A 15,318-nucleotide genomic window follows, 5' to 3' on the forward strand; every position below is an offset into this window, starting at 1 on the left:
CGGGGCTTTTGGCCGGCGCACCACCTATGACTGCCCGAAGGCTGTCTGGCGGGCCAAACTGCGGCCCGCCCGGGTTCTTGATTAACGCTTCTTGCGGTTGGCGATGTGAATCGCGTGACCATTGGCCGCCAGCGCTGCTTCGTGCAGGGCTTCGGACAAGGTCGGGTGCGAGAACACAGTCAGGCCAAGGTCTTCGGCACTGGAGCCAAACTCCATGGCGATCACGCCTTGCTGCACCAACTCGGCAGCACTGGGGCCGATCACATGCACGCCCAGTACGCGGTCAGTCTTGGCATCAGCAATCAGCTTCACCATACCGCCGGTGTCGTTGGCCGCCATCGCACGGCCGCTGGCCGCGAACGGGAAGACGCCCACTTTGTACTCAACACCTTCAGACTTGAGCTGCTGCTCATTCTTACCAACCCAGGCGATTTCTGGGTGGGTGTAGATCACGGAAGGAATCAGGTCGTAGCTCATCTGCGGCTTCTGACCAACGATGCGCTCGGCAACCATGATGCCCTCTTCCGAGGCTTTGTGAGCCAACATCGGGCCACGCACGATGTCGCCAATGGCGTAAACTCCCGGCACGCTGGTGGCGCAATAGTCATCAACAAAAATAAAGCCGCGCTCATCAATGGATACGCCTGTGTCGGCGCCCAATACTTGGTCGGTCACCGGGCGACGACCTACAGCGACAATCAGCTTGTCGAAGGTCATTTGCTGCTCGCCATCGGCGTCGGTGAAGAACACGGTCACTTTGCCTTTCTTCACTTCAGAGCCGGTCACGCGTGCACCCAAACGGATGCTCAGGCCTTGCTTGGTGAAGGTCTTCAGAGCGTCTTTGGCGATCTGGTCATCTACCAGCGAGAGGAACTTGTCCTGCGCTTCCAGCACAGTCACTTCAGAGCCCAAGCGGCCCCACACTGAGCCCAGTTCCAGACCGATCACGCCAGCGCCAATCACGCCGAGTTTTTTCGGTACGGTTTGGAAGTCCAGCGCGCCGGTGGAATCAACGATGGTGTCGTGGTTCAGCTTAGCCGGCGGAATATCGATCGGCGTCGAGCCACTGGCGATGATCACGTTTTCAGCATCGTAGACAGTCACTTGGCCATCGGAGCTAGTGACTTCCACTTGCTTGTTGGCCAGCAGCTTGCCGTGGCCTTCCAGCAGGGTGACGCCGTTGGCTTTGAACAGAGTAGCGACGCCGCCAGTCAGGTTCTTCACGATCTGGTCTTTACGACCGACCATGGCCGGCACGTCGATGCTCACGCCTTTGGCGCTGATACCGTGTACATCCAGGCCGCCGTCATGCGCTTCGTGGTATTTCCACGAGCTGTCCAGCAGCGCCTTAGACGGGATACAGCCCACGTTCAAGCAAGTGCCACCTAGGGCTACTTTGCCGTCTTTGCCGATGTACTTTTCGATACAGGCGGTTTTCAGACCCAACTGGGCCGCACGGATGGCCGCTACGTAGCCGCCTGGGCCCGCACCGATCACCACCACATCAAATTTCTGGCTCATTCATCAATCCTTATCGTGCAACGAGTCGGGCGGCTTGTGGCCGCCCTTGTTCTCTATCAGATGTCCAGCAGCATACGTGCCGGATCTTCCAGCAGGTCTTTGATGGCAACCAAGAAGCTTACGGCTTCTTTGCCATCGATCAGACGATGGTCGTAAGACAGTGCCAGGTACATCATCGGCAGGATTTCTACCTGACCGTTCACTGCCATGGGGCGTTCCTGAATCTTGTGCATACCCAGAATCGCAGTCTGCGGCGGGTTGACGATCGGGGTCGACAGCAGCGAACCAAACACACCACCGTTAGAGATGGTGAAGGTGCCGCCCGTCATGTCTTCGATGGTCAACTTGCCGGCTTTGGCTTTCTTGCCGAAGTCGCTGATGGTGCCTTCTACTTCTGCCAAGCTCATGAACTCGGCGTTACGCAGCACCGGTACCACCAAGCCACGGTCGCTAGAAACGGCCACGCCGATATCTTGGTAGCCATGGTAGACAATGTCGTTACCGTCGATGGAGGCATTCACTGCCGGGTAGCGCTTCAGCGCTTCGGTAGCGGCCTTAACGAAGAACGACATAAAGCCCAGACGCACACCGTTGTGAGTCTTCTCGAACAGGTCTTTGTAGCGCGAACGCAGCTCCATGACCGGCTTCATGTTCACTTCGTTGAAGGTGGTCAGCATGGCCATGCTCGACTGTGCTTCAACCAGACGCTCAGCCACTTTGGCACGCAGGCGGGTCATCGGTACGCGCTTCTCGGTGCGGTCGCCGGTGGCCTGAATCGGCGCAACCGGGGCAGCAGCTTGAACCGGTGCAGCAGCGGCAGCAGCAGGCTTGGCAGCGGCAGCAGCAACCACGTCTTCTTTGGTCACGCGACCGCCTTTGCCCGTACCAGCGATGCTCGCCGGGTTCAGGCCGGCTTCTTCCGCCAGCTTGCGCGCCGCCGGTGACAGCAGTGGTTCTTCGCCAGCAGCAGCCGGAGCAGCAGCGGCGGTCGGTGCAGCTTCCGCTTTGGCAGCCGGTGCAGCGGCAGCGGCGCCTTCTTCGATGATGGCGATCAACTCTTCGGAAAGAACGGTTTCGCCCTCGCCTTTGATCACTTTGGCCAGCACGCCGTCAACCGGAGCCACCACTTCCAGAACCACTTTGTCGGTTTCGATATCGACGATCAGCTCGTCGCGGCTAACCGCTTCGCCGGGCTTTTTGTGCCACGTGGCAACGGTACCGTCAGCAACCGATTCTGGAAAAGTTGGGGCTTTGATTTCGATGGACATAAATAATGATCCTTGTGTCTTCTGCGCGCTTGCTTAAACGGTGAAAGCGTCTTGCAGGAGTTTTTCTTGCTGTTCGGTGTGCATCTGCGAGTAACCACAAGCCGGTGCGGCGGAAGCTTCGCGACCTGCATACTCGAGGAATAGCTTGCTGTTGTGGGCGCTCAGAACACGACGCATATGGTGCTGCGAGCAGTACCAAGCGCCTTGGTTCATCGGTTCTTCTTGGCACCACACGGCATGCTTGAGGTTCTTGTACGGCGCAATCACCGCTGCCAAGTCCTCTTCCGGGAACGGGTAAAGCTGTTCGATGCGCACGATGGCGATATCGTCACGTTCCTCAGCGCGGCGCTTCTCCAGAAGATCATAGTAGACCTTGCCGCTACACATCACGACGCGGGTAACCTTCTTGGCATCCAGCGTGTCGATCTCAGGGATCACAGTCTGGAAGCCGCCTTCGGCCAGCTCTTCCAAGGTCGAAATCGCCAACTTATGACGCAGCAACGACTTGGGCGTTAGGGCGATGAGCGGCTTACGCAGCGGGCGAATCACCTGACGACGCAGCATGTGGTAAACCTGCGCCGGGGTGGTCGGCACACAGACTTGCACATTGTGCTCAGCACACAGCTGCAGGTAGCGCTCAAGGCGCGCCGAGCTGTGCTCAGGACCCTGACCCTCATAGCCGTGCGGCAACAGCATGGTCAGACCACACAGGCGACCCCACTTATGCTCACCCGAGGTAATGAACTGGTCGATCACCACCTGGGCGCCGTTAGCAAAGTCACCGAACTGCGCTTCCCAGATCACCAGCGCATTCGGCGTGGTGGTGGCATAGCCATATTCGAAAGCCAACACGGCTTCTTCCGAAAGGAAGGAGTCGTAAATATCGAATTCTGGCTGGTCATCAGCCAAGTGCTGCAGGGGCACGTAGACCGAAGCGTCTTTCTGGTTATGCAGTACTGCGTGGCGGTGCGAGAAAGTACCGCGACCAATGTCCTGACCAATCAAGCGAATCGAGTGCTTTTCATGCAACAGGGTGGCGTAAGCCATGGTCTCAGCGAAGCCCCAGTTAATCGGCAACGCACCGGCGGTCATCTTCTGCCGGTCTTCGTAAATCTTGCCGACTTGACGCTGAATAACGAAACCTTCGGGGGTTTTCAGCAGGCGCTGGGAAAGCTCCTGCAGGGTTTTCAGGTCGAAGCGCGTGTCGTGATACGCCGTCCACGCATGCCCCAGGTATGGACGCCAATCGACGAACATCTCTGAGTTTGGTTCTTTAACCAAGCTCTTAACGACGTGCAGACCGTTATCCAGCGCATTGCGGTATTCGTCGACTTTCGCCTGCGCATCTTCAGCGCTTAACGAGCCTTCAGCAATCAGCGCTTCGGCATACAGCTCACGGGAAGTACGCTGCTTGGAGATCTGCTGATACATCAAAGGCTGAGTACCGGACGGCTCATCGGCCTCGTTGTGGCCGCGGCGACGGTAACACACCAAGTCAATCACCACGTCACGCTTAAACTGCTGGCGGTAATCCACCGCAATTTGCGTAGCGAACAGCACGGCTTCCGGGTCATCCGCATTCACATGCAGAATCGGCGCCTGCACCATCTTAGCGATGTCGGTGCAGTACTCTGTCGAACGCGCATCTTCTTGCTTGCTGATGGTGAAACCAACTTGGTTGTTGATCACGATGTGGATGGTGCCACCTGTCTTGAAGCCGCGCGTTTGCGACATCTGGAAGGTTTCCATCACCACGCCTTGACCGGCAAAAGCCGCGTCACCGTGACAAATGATCGGCATAACCAAGGAGCCGTCGACGTCTTCGCGACGATCCTGACGGGCCCGTACCGAACCCTCGACCACTGGCGCAACGATCTCAAGGTGCGACGGGTTAAACGCCAGCGCCAAGTGCACTTCGCCACCGGCGGTCATTACGTTGGAGGAGAAACCTTGATGGTACTTAACGTCACCAGAGCCCAAGGTAGAAGACAAATGCTTGCCTTCAAACTCATCAAACAATTCACGCGGGTTTTTACCCAGCGTGTTGACCAGCACGTTGAGGCGACCACGGTGGGCCATGCCGATAACCATTTCGCGAATACCGCCAGCACCACCGCGCTGAATGATTTCATCCAGCATGGGGATCAAGCTTTCGCCGCCCTCAAGACCAAAGCGCTTAACGCCCGGATACTTGGAGCCAAGGTATTTTTCTAAGCCTTCTGCGGCGCTCAAGCGCTCCAGCAAGTGAGCTTTCACTTCCTTAGAGAACGCTGGGCGACCACGCACAGATTCCATGCGCTGCTGGAACCACTGGCGCTGCTCGGAATCGACAATGTGCATGTACTCGGCACCGATGGAGCCGCAGTAGGTAGCTTTGAGCGCGTCACGAATTTCGCGCAGCGAAGCTTCTTCCTTGCCGATATACAAAGCACCGGCATGGAAGGTGGAATCTAAATCTGCGTTGGTGAGGTTGTAGTAGTTAACCTCAAGATCCGCCGGCTTATTACGCTGCCACAAACCCAACGGGTCGAGCTTGGCCTGCTGATGGCCGCGCATCCGGAAGGCTTGAATCATACGCAGGACTTCAACCTGCTTCTTCTCATGCTCGGTGCTGACCGAACCGGTCGCCAACGGTTGTGCGCGACGCTGATTCTTCGCCAACAAGCGGAACTGGTCACGTACCGTCGAGTGAGAAATATCGGGGGCGACGCTCCCGTCAATCGGGAGTTGCTGGAAGAAGCTGCGCCACTGTTCAGGCACAGAGTTAGGATCGTGCAGATAGAGCTCATAGAGCTCTTCGACGTAGGCAGCGTTACCACCGGATAAGTGGGAACTGCTCCACATGCGCTGCATAGCGCTTTGATGCATGCTTGGTCACCCTCGATCGGGGGACACCACCTGGCGTGGACCGCATCGGAAGCTTTGGTCAAGTGCAGCGACTTGGGTAAAGCCACCACGGTTACGCAGATAGTCCGGTCACTTCCGGTAGTCCCTGCTATTACTTTCTTTTTTCAACTAAAGCCGTGGCTTTGTGGGCTACGGCTCGATAACAAACTGCTACGAGAGGCGGGTATGCCCCCCGCAGCAGGTACAGCTTTTCAGTGTAGCGGAACTATCAAGTTCCGCTTTGCAGCAGCATGTTACGGATATGACCGATAGCCTTGGTCGGGTTCAAACCCTTCGGGCACACGTTCACACAGTTCATGATGCCGCGGCAGCGGAAGACACTGAACGGGTCATCCATGGCTGCCAAACGCTCTTCGGTTTTACTGTCACGGCTATCAGCCAAGAAACGGTAAGCCTGCAGCAGCGCTGCCGGACCGAGGAACTTGTCAGGATTCCACCAGAAGGACGGGCAGCTGGTGGAGCAGCACGCGCACAGAATGCACTCGTACAGACCATCTAGCTTCTCGCGATCTTCAGGCGATTGCAGACGCTCGATAGCCGGCGCCGGCGTGTTGTTTTGCAGATACGGCTGCACCTTCTCGTATTGCTTGTAGAAGATGCTCATATCCACCACCAGGTCACGAATGACCGGCAGGCCCGGCAACGGACGAATCACCAGCTTGCCGCCTTTAAGGCCAGCTTCGGACAACGGTGTGACGCACGCCAAACCGTTTTTGCCGTTGATGTTCATGCCGTCAGAACCACACACGCCTTCACGGCAGGAACGACGGTAGGAGAAGGTCACGTCCTGTTCTTTGATCAAGGCCAGTACGTCAAGCACCATGATGTCTTTGCCATCGGTGTCGACCTGGAACTCTTGCATGAACGGGGCGGCGTCCTGCTCCGGGTTGTAGCGATAAACACTGACTTGCAACATAGTCATTTCCCCTTAGTAAGTACGCACTTTCGGCTCGAAGGCCGGCACAGTCTTAGGCGCAAAGTTCACAGCACGCTTAGCAACGCGCTTCTCCCCCGGGAAATACAGGCTGTGGCACAACCAGTTATCGTCATCGCGATCTTCGAAGTCTTCACGCGCGTGAGCACCACGGCTCTCTTTGCGCTCTTCGGCGGCAATCGCGGTGGCTTCGGCCACTTCCAGCAGGTTCTGCAACTCCAGCGCTTCGATACGCGCGGTGTTGAAGGCCTGACTCTTGTCTTCGATTTTTACTTTGGCGATGCGCTCACGCAGATCAGCCAATTGCGCAATACCCTTCTGCATGTATTCGCCAGTACGGAATACACCGAAGTAGTTCTGCATGCACTGCTGCAGCTCTTTACGCAGCGGCGCAACGTCTTCGCCACTGCTGCGCTCGTTCAGGCCCGACAGGCGAGCCAGCGCAACGTCCAAATCGGTATTGCTAGCGTCGCGACGCTCAATACCTTCTTTAAGAGCTTTTTCGAGATGCAGACCAGCCGCACGACCGAACACCACCAAGTCGAGCAGCGAGTTGCCGCCCAGACGGTTAGCGCCGTGTACTGATACACAAGCCACTTCACCCACGGCGAACAGGCCATCAACAACGGTGTCGTTGCCGTTTGCGTCTTGAGTGATCGCCTGACCATGAATATTGGTGGCGATACCACCCATCATGTAGTGACAGGTCGGGATAACCGGGATCGGTGCTTTAACCGGATCAACGTGCGCGAAGGTCTTGGACAGCTCACAGATGCCTGGCAGGCGGCTGTGCAGCACTTCTTCACCCAGGTGATCAAGTTTCAGCAGTACGTGGTCTTTGTTCGGGCCAACACCGTTACCGGCGATAACCTCTTTAACCATCGAACGAGCTACCACGTCACGACCGGCCAAGTCTTTGGCGTTCGGCGCGTAGCGCTCCATGAAACGCTCGCCATGGGCGTTGATCAGGTAGCCACCTTCACCACGGCAACCTTCGGTCACCAGCACACCGGCACCGGCAATACCGGTCGGGTGGAACTGCCACATTTCGATATCTTGTACCGGCACGCCAGCACGCAGCGCCATGCCGACACCGTCACCGGTGTTGATCAATGCGTTAGTGGTCGAGGCGTAGATACGACCTGCACCGCCAGTGGCCAATACGGTGGCCTTCGAGCGGATGTACACGGTTTCGCCGGTTTCGATACAGATGGCGATAACACCCACTACCGCGCCGTCTTGGTTCTTCACCAGATCAACGGCGTACCACTCATTGAGGAATACGGTGCCGTTCTTCAGGTTGGCTTGGTACAGGGTGTGCAACAGCGCGTGACCGGTACGGTCAGCTGCGGCGCAAGTACGCGCTGCCTGAGTCGGATTATCCGGGCCCTTCGACTGGCCGCCGAACGGACGCTGGTAAATACGACCCTGCTCGGTACGCGAGAACGGCAAGCCCATGTGCTCAAGCTCAAACACCGCTTCTGGGCCTACGGAACACATGTATTCGATCGCGTCTTGGTCACCGATGTAATCGGAGCCCTTAACGGTGTCGTACATGTGCCAGCGCCAATCATCATTCGGGTCAGCCGAAGCGATGGCACAGGTGATACCACCCTGCGCAGACACTGTGTGCGAGCGCGTCGGGAAAACCTTGGTAACTACAGCGGTCTTGTGACCAGACTGAGCCAACTGCAGTGCGGCACGCATGCCCGCACCACCACCACCAACAATGATGGCGTCAAAAGAAAGTGTACGGATATTAGCCATGGATCATGCACCCCAGAAAATCATTACGCCCCAGACGAAGAATACGAACATGGCAACGCCACACGCAGCCTGGAACAGAAAACGAATAGCGGTCGCCCAAGCGCCAAAGGCCATTGGGGTCAGGTAGTCAGTGGAAATCGTCCACATGCCAACCCATGCATGCACAGCAATGCTTACCAACGCCAACAGGCTGAAGATACGCATCCAGTTGCACGAGAACAGCTCGCGCCATTCGGCGTAACCCAAATTCGGGTTGAACACCAAAAAGCCCAGCAGGAACAGGAAGTACGCAGCCAGCACCACCGCCGACACACGCTGCGCCATCCAGTCATACAGACCTGAACGGGAAAAGTTAGTGACGTTAGTTACCATACCCACACCCCCAAAAGCACGATCAGAACGGCCGAAACCACAATCACAATCTGCGAGCCGCGCTTACCGCCTTCCAGCGTTTCACCAACGCCCATATCCATCACCAGGTGGCGCACACCGGCGACCAAGTGATACAGCAGCGCTGACAACAAGCCCCAGATCACCAGCTTGGCCAATGGGCTTTGCAGGCACTCTTTTACCTGCGCAAAGCCTTCTTCAGAGGCCAGCGACAAATCCAACGCATAAAGCAGGACGGCAACGCCAATAAACAGCAGCACGCCACTGATTCGATGCAGGATCGAGGTATAGGCAGTAATGGGGAGTTTGATGGTCCTAAGGTCAAGATTGACAGGTCTTTGGCTATTCACGGCTATCTTTCGCTTTAGATGCCTCTCTAGCGGAGGCGGAATTGTCGGGATATCTCGGGCAGGCACCCAACACCGGAAAGTTGACGAGCCAGACAGGCGCAAACCCGTCTTTCAGTCGGTCGCAGAGTATAGTCAGTTAACTTGCTGAAAACAATGAAAACGCCTGCGCCAAACGGCTAATTGCTTAGACAAACCAATAATGAAAACTATGCTCTTTTTTGGAACCTCTCGCCCCACAAACGGGCATTCCAGAGAGCAGAGACGGCGAATTGACAATCCGCCATATCACCTTATAGTGATGCCGGCCCTGCGTGGGGGGCAGTTCACAAGGTTTAAAGAATTAAATAAAGGAGGCCATCAATGGCTGACAAGAAAGCGCAGTTGAGCATTGACGGTGCTGCGCCTATCGAGCTACCAGTGCTATCCGGCACTATGGGCCCTGATGTTATCGACGTGCGCGCCCTGACCGCCGAAGGTCGCTATACCTTTGACCCGGGCTTCATGTCCACCGCCTCCTGCGAATCAGCTATCACCTTTATCGATGGCGAAAAAGGCGTTTTGCTGCACCGCGGCTACCCGATCGAGCAGCTTGCCGAAAACTCCGATTACCTAGAAACCTGCTTCCTGCTGCTGTACGGCGAATTGCCGACTGCCGAGCAGAAAGAAAAGTTCGTCAACACCGTGAAGAGCCACACCATGGCTCACGAGCAGCTGAAGAACTTCTTCAACGGTTTCCGTCGCGACGCACACCCGATGGCCATCATGTGTGGCGTGGTGGGCGCACTGTCCGCCTTCTATCACGACTCGCTGGACATCAACGATTACAAGCACCGCGAAATCTCCGCGATTCGCTTGATCGCCAAGATCCCGACCATCGCCGCCATGTGCTTCAAGTACTCCAAAGGCGAGCCGATGATCTATCCGCGTAACGACCTGGGTTACTCGGAAAACTTCTTGCACATGATGTTCTCCACTCCGTGCGACGGCCCAACGCCGAAGATCAGCCCAGTACTGGCCAAGGCCATGGACAAGATCTTCATCCTGCACGCCGATCACGAGCAGAACGCCTCTACTTCTACCGTGCGCCTGGCTGGCTCTTCGGGTGCCAACCCGTTCGCCTGTATCGCTGCAGGTATCGCCGCACTGTGGGGCCCCGCACACGGCGGCGCCAACGAAGCCGTACTGACAATGCTGGAAGAAATTGGCGATGTATCGAACATCGACAAGTTCATCGCCAAGGCCAAAGACAAGAACGACCCGTTCAAGCTAATGGGCTTCGGTCACCGCGTGTACAAGAACTTTGACCCGCGCGCCAAAGTGATGAAGCAGACTTGCGACGAAGTACTGGCCGAGCTGGGCATCAACGACCCGCAGCTGGAACTGGCTATGAAGCTGGAAGAGATCGCCCGTAACGATCCCTACTTCAAAGAGCGCAACCTGTACCCGAACGTCGACTTCTACTCAGGCATCATCCTGAAAGCAATCGGCATTCCGACCAGCATGTTCACCGTGATCTTTGCTCTGGCACGTACCGTCGGCTGGATCTCGCACTGGAAAGAAATGCTCGCCGGCCCGTACAAGATTGGCCGCCCGCGCCAGCTGTACACCGGCAAGGCACAGCGCAACTACGTCGAAATCGACAAGCGCTAAGCCAAAAAACAACAAGCCCCGCCAATGCGGGGCTTGTTGTTTTTACGGCAGCTTGAAAGCCTACAGCTCAGAGCGAGTCGCAGCATGCCTAGCCTGCCGCTGCATATAGCGCTCAACGTAAGAGCACGACGGTATCACCTGAAAACCTGCGTCATGCGCATAATCTAAGGCAGCCTGACTCAAACGACTCGCCAACCCCTTACCGCGCAAAGCGGTGGGCACAAAGGTGCGATAGATATCGAGCGTATTTTGGCCCAAATTCATATAAGACAAATAAGCCTCAACGCCATCGCAGTTAATGGCAAAGCGGCACGCCTCTTGGTCATGCTCTATTGTCAGGGTCAAACTCATTGCAGCGACTACCTACGGCAAACTGGTTATTAACCTTAGCAGGCACAACCCAGCTAAACACCTGCTTTCGAACACCGCACTTGTTCATTTTTTAACCAAAACAAGCCAGCCCTGCTAAGACCTTGCAATAAATCTCTTTTTTTTTGCGCAAACTTGCATCAGCCCCGTTTACTTACTACAAGTAATCGGTACTATTTACGCCGGCGAATGTCCCGCTCGGAGCGGGAATAGCTTTTGTGGAAATACCACCTTAGAGGGGAACATCATGACCAACGTAATCAAATTCTCTGCTCTGGCTCTGGCTGCCGTTCTGGCTACTGGCTGCTCCAGCATGTCCAAAGAAACCGAAGCTCGTCTGACTTCTGCTGAAGACGCTGCTGCTCGCGCTCAGGCTCGTGCTGACGAAGCTTACGGCAAAGCTGAAGAAGCTCTGTCTGCTGCTCAGAAAGCTCAGATGACTGCTGACGAAGCTAACGAGCGCGCTCTGCGCATGCTGGAAAAAGCTAGCCGCAAGTAATTGCTGCTGGTTCTCCAGTTCAAATGCCCCGCCTAGGCGGGGCATTTGCTTTTCTGGGCTTTAACTTTTTGCTTTACGGCGCTCGGCAAAGAAACGACTTAACAGCGCACTGCACTCCTCAGCCAACAAACCACCTTCAACCAGCACCTTGTGATTAAGATGATCTTGGCGCAAAAACTCGCCCCGACTAATCACCGCTCCTGCCTTAGGCTCGGTGGCGGCATACACCAGCCGCGCGATACGCGCATGCACCAACAAACCGGCACACATAGGGCACGGCTCTAACGTGACATACAGCGTGCTACCCGGCAGACGGTAGTTTCCCTGCGATTGTGCCGCTTGGCGAATCGCCAGCATTTCAGCGTGAGCACTCGGGTCGTGCAGCGAGATCGGCTGATTAAATCCTGCGCCAAGCACCTCGCCATCGCGTACCAGCACCGCACCCACCGGCACCTCGCCCAAGGCGGCGCCCTGCTCGGCTTGCGCCATGGCAAGACGCATGAACGCCTCATCACAGCTACGGTCGATAATTAGCGGCTGTCTCGCCATCAGGCCACCTCAATAGCCGTCATCAGGCCTGTTTCCATATGGTCGATCACATGGCAGTGGAACATCCACAATCCCGGATTGTCCGCCACCAACGCCACCTTGGCGCTCTCATTGCGCCCCAGCAGGTAAGTGTCGGTGAAGTACGGCGTAATCGCCTTACGGTTGGAGGAAAGCACCTTAAAGGTCATGCCATGGATATGAATCGGGTGCTGGTACTGACTCAGATTACGCATTTCGAAAATATAGCTTTGCCCTAAGCGTAAGCGCGCTGCGGGACGATCTAAGCAGCTTCTATCGTTGCCATCCCACGCCACACCATTGACCTGCCAGAAGCTAAAGTCGCCCGTCTTGCCGGCGCTTTTTGACAAGCCACCGACCCACTCAAAATTAAAGGTAAGCCGCTCCGCACGCTGCAGATCAGGCTCAGCCACGGGGTTGGCTGGTAATGCGCGCGGCCACGGCGCCTGCACCAAAGCGGTGCTTGAGCCATGCACAACAAAGTCCGCCAAGCGGAAAAGACCATCGCGCAGCACCACCGCCGCACCGTTTTGCGGCACTCTGACCGCCAAGTCAATGCGCATACCGGGGCCTAACCAGTACTCTTTGAACGGCACTGGCACGATGGGATTGCCATCTAGCGCGTAAATACGGCTTTCTGCACCGGCTAACTTAAGCCGGTAAGTCACTGTGTTATCTAAATTAAGCACCCGCAGCCGGACGATCTCGCCGGCTGGCAGATCAATACTCGGCAAATGCTGGCCATTGACCGTACTCAGCCTGCCTCGTGTGCCGCCGCGTGCTGCTTCGCGCGGCACTGAGAAGTCGGTAAAGGCGCCCTGCTCATCGATGTGCCAGTTTTTTAGCACCAGCACGCGTTCATGCTGAAACTCGGTCGGCTCGGCCTCATCAACAATCAGCGGGCCGACCAAGCCCCGCCCCAGCTGCTCGCCACTGGCTTTGTGCGGGTGATACCAATAGCTACCGGCATCCGGCACGACGAAGTCGTAATCGAAGGTTTCGCCAGGCAGCATGGGCAATTGCGAGACATACGGCACGCCATCCATCTCAATAGGCAGCCGAATACCGTGCCAGTGAATCGTGGTGGCTTGCTCTAGCTGATTAGTAAAACGCACCCGCAGGCGCTCGCCCTGTTTAGCACGCAGCAACTGGCCGGGCGCTTGCCCACCATAACCCAAAGCTTGGGTGATAAAGCCGGGCACCAGTTGCAGATCCAGCGGTGCTGCCGACAACTGATAGGCATAACGCGGATCAAGCGAGGGCCGTTGCAACCACTGCCCCACACCCGCACCCAGCCCGGCTAAACCGGCCAAACCAGCCCCACCCATCAGTAACTGCCGACGCGAAATACTCACCGCCATCACTCCATTATTCGAACGCACAAACAATAAAGGCAGCCTCAGCTGCCCTTATTGTCGCAGATCATTCTTATTCCCATTCGATCGTCGCGGGCGGCTTGCTCGACACGTCGTAAGCCACGCGGGAAATACCACTGATCTCGTTGATGATGCGGTTGGAGACTTTTTCCAGCAACTCGTACGGCAGGTGCGCCCAGCGTGCGGTCATAAAGTCGATGGTTTCTACCGCGCGCAGCGATACCACCCACTCATAACGGCGACCATCGCCCACCACACCGACCGACTTCACTGGCAAGAACACGACAAATGCCTGACTGGTCTTGTGGTACCAATCGGCTTTGTGCAGTTCTTCCAAGAAGATATGGTCGGCTTGGCGCAGGATATCGGCGTACTCTTTCTTCACCTCACCCAAGATACGCACACCCAAGCCTGGGCCTGGGAACGGGTGGCGATACACCATGTCATAGGGCAGCCCCAGCTCAAGACCCAGTTTGCGCACTTCGTCTTTAAACAACTCGCGCAGCGGCTCAACCAGCTCGAACTGCATGTCTTCTGGCAGGCCGCCCACGTTGTGGTGGCTCTTGATCACATGCGCTTTGCCCGTCTTGGCCCCAGCAGATTCGATCACGTCCGGATAGATGGTGCCTTGTGCCAAAAACTTCACTTCGGTGAGCTTGGTAGCTTCTTCATCGAACACCTCGATGAAGGTGCGGCCGATGATTTTGCGCTTTTGCTCAGGATCCGCCACGCCTGCCAGACGGCTTAAGAACTTGTCTTCAGCGTTGGCGCGAATCACTTTAACGCCCATGTTTTGCGCAAACATGGTCATCACCTGATCGCCTTCGTGCAGACGCAGCAGGCCGTTATCCACAAACACGCAGGTCAGCTGATCACCAATGGCTTTGTGCAACAGCGCAGCCACCACCGACGAATCCACACCACCGGATAAGCCCAGCAGGACTTTCTTGTCGCCCACTTGCGCACGCACGGTGGCAATGGCGTCTTCCACGATATTGGACGGCGTCCACAGGGTTTCGCAGCCACAGATATCTACCACGAAGCGCGACAGAATACGGCCGCCCTGCTTGGTGTGGGTTACTTCTGGATGGAACTGCACACCGTAGAAACGACGGTTTTCGTCGCTCATCGCAGCAATCGGGCAGCTCGGGGTGCTGGCTACAGCGTGGAAGCCTTCTGGAATGCTCACCACCTTGTCGCCGTGGCTCATCCACACGTCCAAGGCCAACACACCGTCTTCACCCATGTGGTCTTCGATGCCGTCAATAAAGGCGCTCTTACCCACCACATCCACACGCGCATAGCCGAACTCGCGCAGATCGGAGCCCTGCACTTTGCCGCCCAGCTGTTCGGCCATGGTTTGCATGCCGTAGCAAATGCCCAGCACCGGCACGCCCAGCTCAAACACCAGCTGCGGCGCACGCGGCGAACCGGCTTCAGTCACCGACTCAGGGCCGCCAGCGAGGATCACGCCACGCGGGGCGAACTCACGAATCGCCTCGGCTTCCATATCCCACGGGTGGATTTCGCAGTAAACGCCAATTTCGCGCACGCGGCGGGCGATCAGCTGGGTGTACTGGGAGCCGAAGTCGAGAATCAACAGACGGTGTGCGTGAATGTCTTTGTGAGCCATAACAGCCTCTGACTAAGTAAAGAAAGCGCGCCTTAGGCCCGCTCCAGATAAATCAAAGCCGGAAGTCCTGAATCAAAGAAACCTGAC

13 protein-coding genes are annotated in these 15,318 nt (G+C 56.6%); 2 read left to right on the forward strand and 11 right to left on the reverse strand.

All coding sequences use genetic code 11. The features are described 5' to 3' along the window. Positions 1-81: 81 nt before the first annotated feature. The 7 genes from lpdA to sdhC form a co-directional block, all read right to left on the reverse strand. On the reverse strand, positions 82-1,521 hold the full coding sequence (gene lpdA / locus BMX80_RS07250; RefSeq protein WP_071870339.1) for a dihydrolipoyl dehydrogenase: 1,440 nt from the start codon (positions 1,519-1,521) through the stop codon (positions 82-84). 56 nt (positions 1,522-1,577) lie between these two features. Continuing rightward, the gene (odhB, locus tag BMX80_RS07255; RefSeq protein ID WP_071870340.1) at positions 1,578-2,789 is read right to left on the reverse strand and encodes a 2-oxoglutarate dehydrogenase complex dihydrolipoyllysine-residue succinyltransferase; all 1,212 of its coding nucleotides are present in this window, start codon (positions 2,787-2,789) and stop codon (positions 1,578-1,580) included. A 33-nt stretch (positions 2,790-2,822) separates the two neighbouring features. Next, entirely contained in the window at positions 2,823-5,657 is a 2,835-nt protein-coding gene (locus BMX80_RS07260) for a 2-oxoglutarate dehydrogenase E1 component (RefSeq protein ID WP_074866854.1), read from the reverse strand. 247 nt (positions 5,658-5,904) lie between these two features. After that, complete coding sequence (locus BMX80_RS07265) at positions 5,905-6,612, reverse strand: succinate dehydrogenase iron-sulfur subunit (protein ID WP_071870342.1); 708 nt, start codon at positions 6,610-6,612, stop codon at positions 5,905-5,907. 12 nt (positions 6,613-6,624) lie between these two features. Then, positions 6,625-8,397 carry a succinate dehydrogenase flavoprotein subunit gene (gene sdhA, locus BMX80_RS07270; RefSeq protein ID WP_071870343.1) on the reverse strand — a complete coding sequence of 591 codons (1,773 nt, stop codon included), beginning with the start codon at positions 8,395-8,397 and terminating at the stop codon, positions 6,625-6,627. A gap of 3 nt (positions 8,398-8,400) precedes the next feature. Further along, a complete protein-coding gene (gene sdhD / locus BMX80_RS07275; protein ID WP_071870344.1) occupies positions 8,401-8,769 on the reverse strand; it encodes a succinate dehydrogenase, hydrophobic membrane anchor protein in 369 nt (122 codons plus the stop codon). Beyond that, on the reverse strand, positions 8,763-9,137 hold the full coding sequence (gene sdhC, locus BMX80_RS07280) for a succinate dehydrogenase, cytochrome b556 subunit (protein WP_071870345.1): 375 nt from the start codon (positions 9,135-9,137) through the stop codon (positions 8,763-8,765). Before sdhC ends, sdhD begins: the two co-directional genes overlap by 7 nt. Before the next feature lie 360 nt (positions 9,138-9,497). Between sdhC and gltA the strand changes: the two genes are divergently transcribed. Next, positions 9,498-10,787, forward strand: a complete 1,290-nt coding sequence (gene gltA, locus BMX80_RS07285) for a citrate synthase (RefSeq protein WP_071870346.1) — start codon at positions 9,498-9,500, stop codon at positions 10,785-10,787. Between the two features lie 60 nt (positions 10,788-10,847). Here gltA and BMX80_RS07290 read toward each other — a convergent pair whose 3' ends face one another. Beyond that, positions 10,848-11,138 (reverse strand): GNAT family N-acetyltransferase, encoded by a 291-nt coding sequence (locus BMX80_RS07290; RefSeq protein ID WP_074866856.1) that lies wholly within the window; start codon positions 11,136-11,138, stop codon positions 10,848-10,850. Between the two features lie 265 nt (positions 11,139-11,403). Between BMX80_RS07290 and BMX80_RS07295 the strand changes: the two genes are divergently transcribed. Then, the gene (locus tag BMX80_RS07295; RefSeq protein ID WP_071870348.1) at positions 11,404-11,655 is read left to right on the forward strand and encodes an Lpp/OprI family alanine-zipper lipoprotein; all 252 of its coding nucleotides are present in this window, start codon (positions 11,404-11,406) and stop codon (positions 11,653-11,655) included. 60 nt (positions 11,656-11,715) lie between these two features. Here BMX80_RS07295 and tadA read toward each other — a convergent pair whose 3' ends face one another. From tadA to guaA, 3 genes are all read right to left on the reverse strand, one after another. Continuing rightward, positions 11,716-12,204: a tRNA adenosine(34) deaminase TadA gene (gene tadA, locus BMX80_RS07300; protein WP_074866858.1), complete on the reverse strand. Its 489-nt coding sequence runs from the start codon at positions 12,202-12,204 to the stop codon at positions 11,716-11,718. Continuing rightward, entirely contained in the window at positions 12,204-13,577 is a 1,374-nt protein-coding gene (locus BMX80_RS07305; RefSeq protein WP_074867053.1) for a multicopper oxidase family protein, read from the reverse strand. The genes tadA and BMX80_RS07305 overlap by 1 nt, the downstream gene beginning before the upstream one ends. 73 nt (positions 13,578-13,650) lie before the next feature. Beyond that, positions 13,651-15,231 carry a glutamine-hydrolyzing GMP synthase gene (guaA, locus tag BMX80_RS07310; protein WP_074866861.1) on the reverse strand — a complete coding sequence of 527 codons (1,581 nt, stop codon included), beginning with the start codon at positions 15,229-15,231 and terminating at the stop codon, positions 13,651-13,653. Positions 15,232-15,318 lie beyond the last annotated feature (87 nt).

Origin of the sequence: Atopomonas hussainii (assembly GCF_900109735.1) — a bacterium.
Lineage (GTDB): Bacteria > Pseudomonadota > Gammaproteobacteria > Pseudomonadales > Pseudomonadaceae > Atopomonas > Atopomonas hussainii.

Coding starts and splice junctions, on each gene's coding strand:
- lpdA (WP_071870339.1), bottom strand. CDS start 1,521: ATGAGCCAGAAATTTGATGTGGTGGTGATCGGTGCGGGCCCAGGCGGC.
- odhB (WP_071870340.1), bottom strand. CDS start 2,789: ATGTCCATCGAAATCAAAGCCCCAACTTTTCCAGAATCGGTTGCTGAC.
- BMX80_RS07260 (WP_074866854.1), bottom strand. CDS start 5,657: ATGCATCAAAGCGCTATGCAGCGCATGTGGAGCAGTTCCCACTTATCC.
- BMX80_RS07265 (WP_071870342.1), bottom strand. CDS start 6,612: ATGTTGCAAGTCAGTGTTTATCGCTACAACCCGGAGCAGGACGCCGCC.
- sdhA (WP_071870343.1), bottom strand. CDS start 8,397: ATGGCTAATATCCGTACACTTTCTTTTGACGCCATCATTGTTGGTGGT.
- sdhD (WP_071870344.1), bottom strand. CDS start 8,769: ATGGTAACTAACGTCACTAACTTTTCCCGTTCAGGTCTGTATGACTGG.
- gltA (WP_071870346.1), top strand. CDS start 9,498: ATGGCTGACAAGAAAGCGCAGTTGAGCATTGACGGTGCTGCGCCTATC.
- BMX80_RS07290 (WP_074866856.1), bottom strand. CDS start 11,138: ATGAGTTTGACCCTGACAATAGAGCATGACCAAGAGGCGTGCCGCTTT.
- BMX80_RS07295 (WP_071870348.1), top strand. CDS start 11,404: ATGACCAACGTAATCAAATTCTCTGCTCTGGCTCTGGCTGCCGTTCTG.
- tadA (WP_074866858.1), bottom strand. CDS start 12,204: ATGGCGAGACAGCCGCTAATTATCGACCGTAGCTGTGATGAGGCGTTC.
- guaA (WP_074866861.1), bottom strand. CDS start 15,231: ATGGCTCACAAAGACATTCACGCACACCGTCTGTTGATTCTCGACTTC.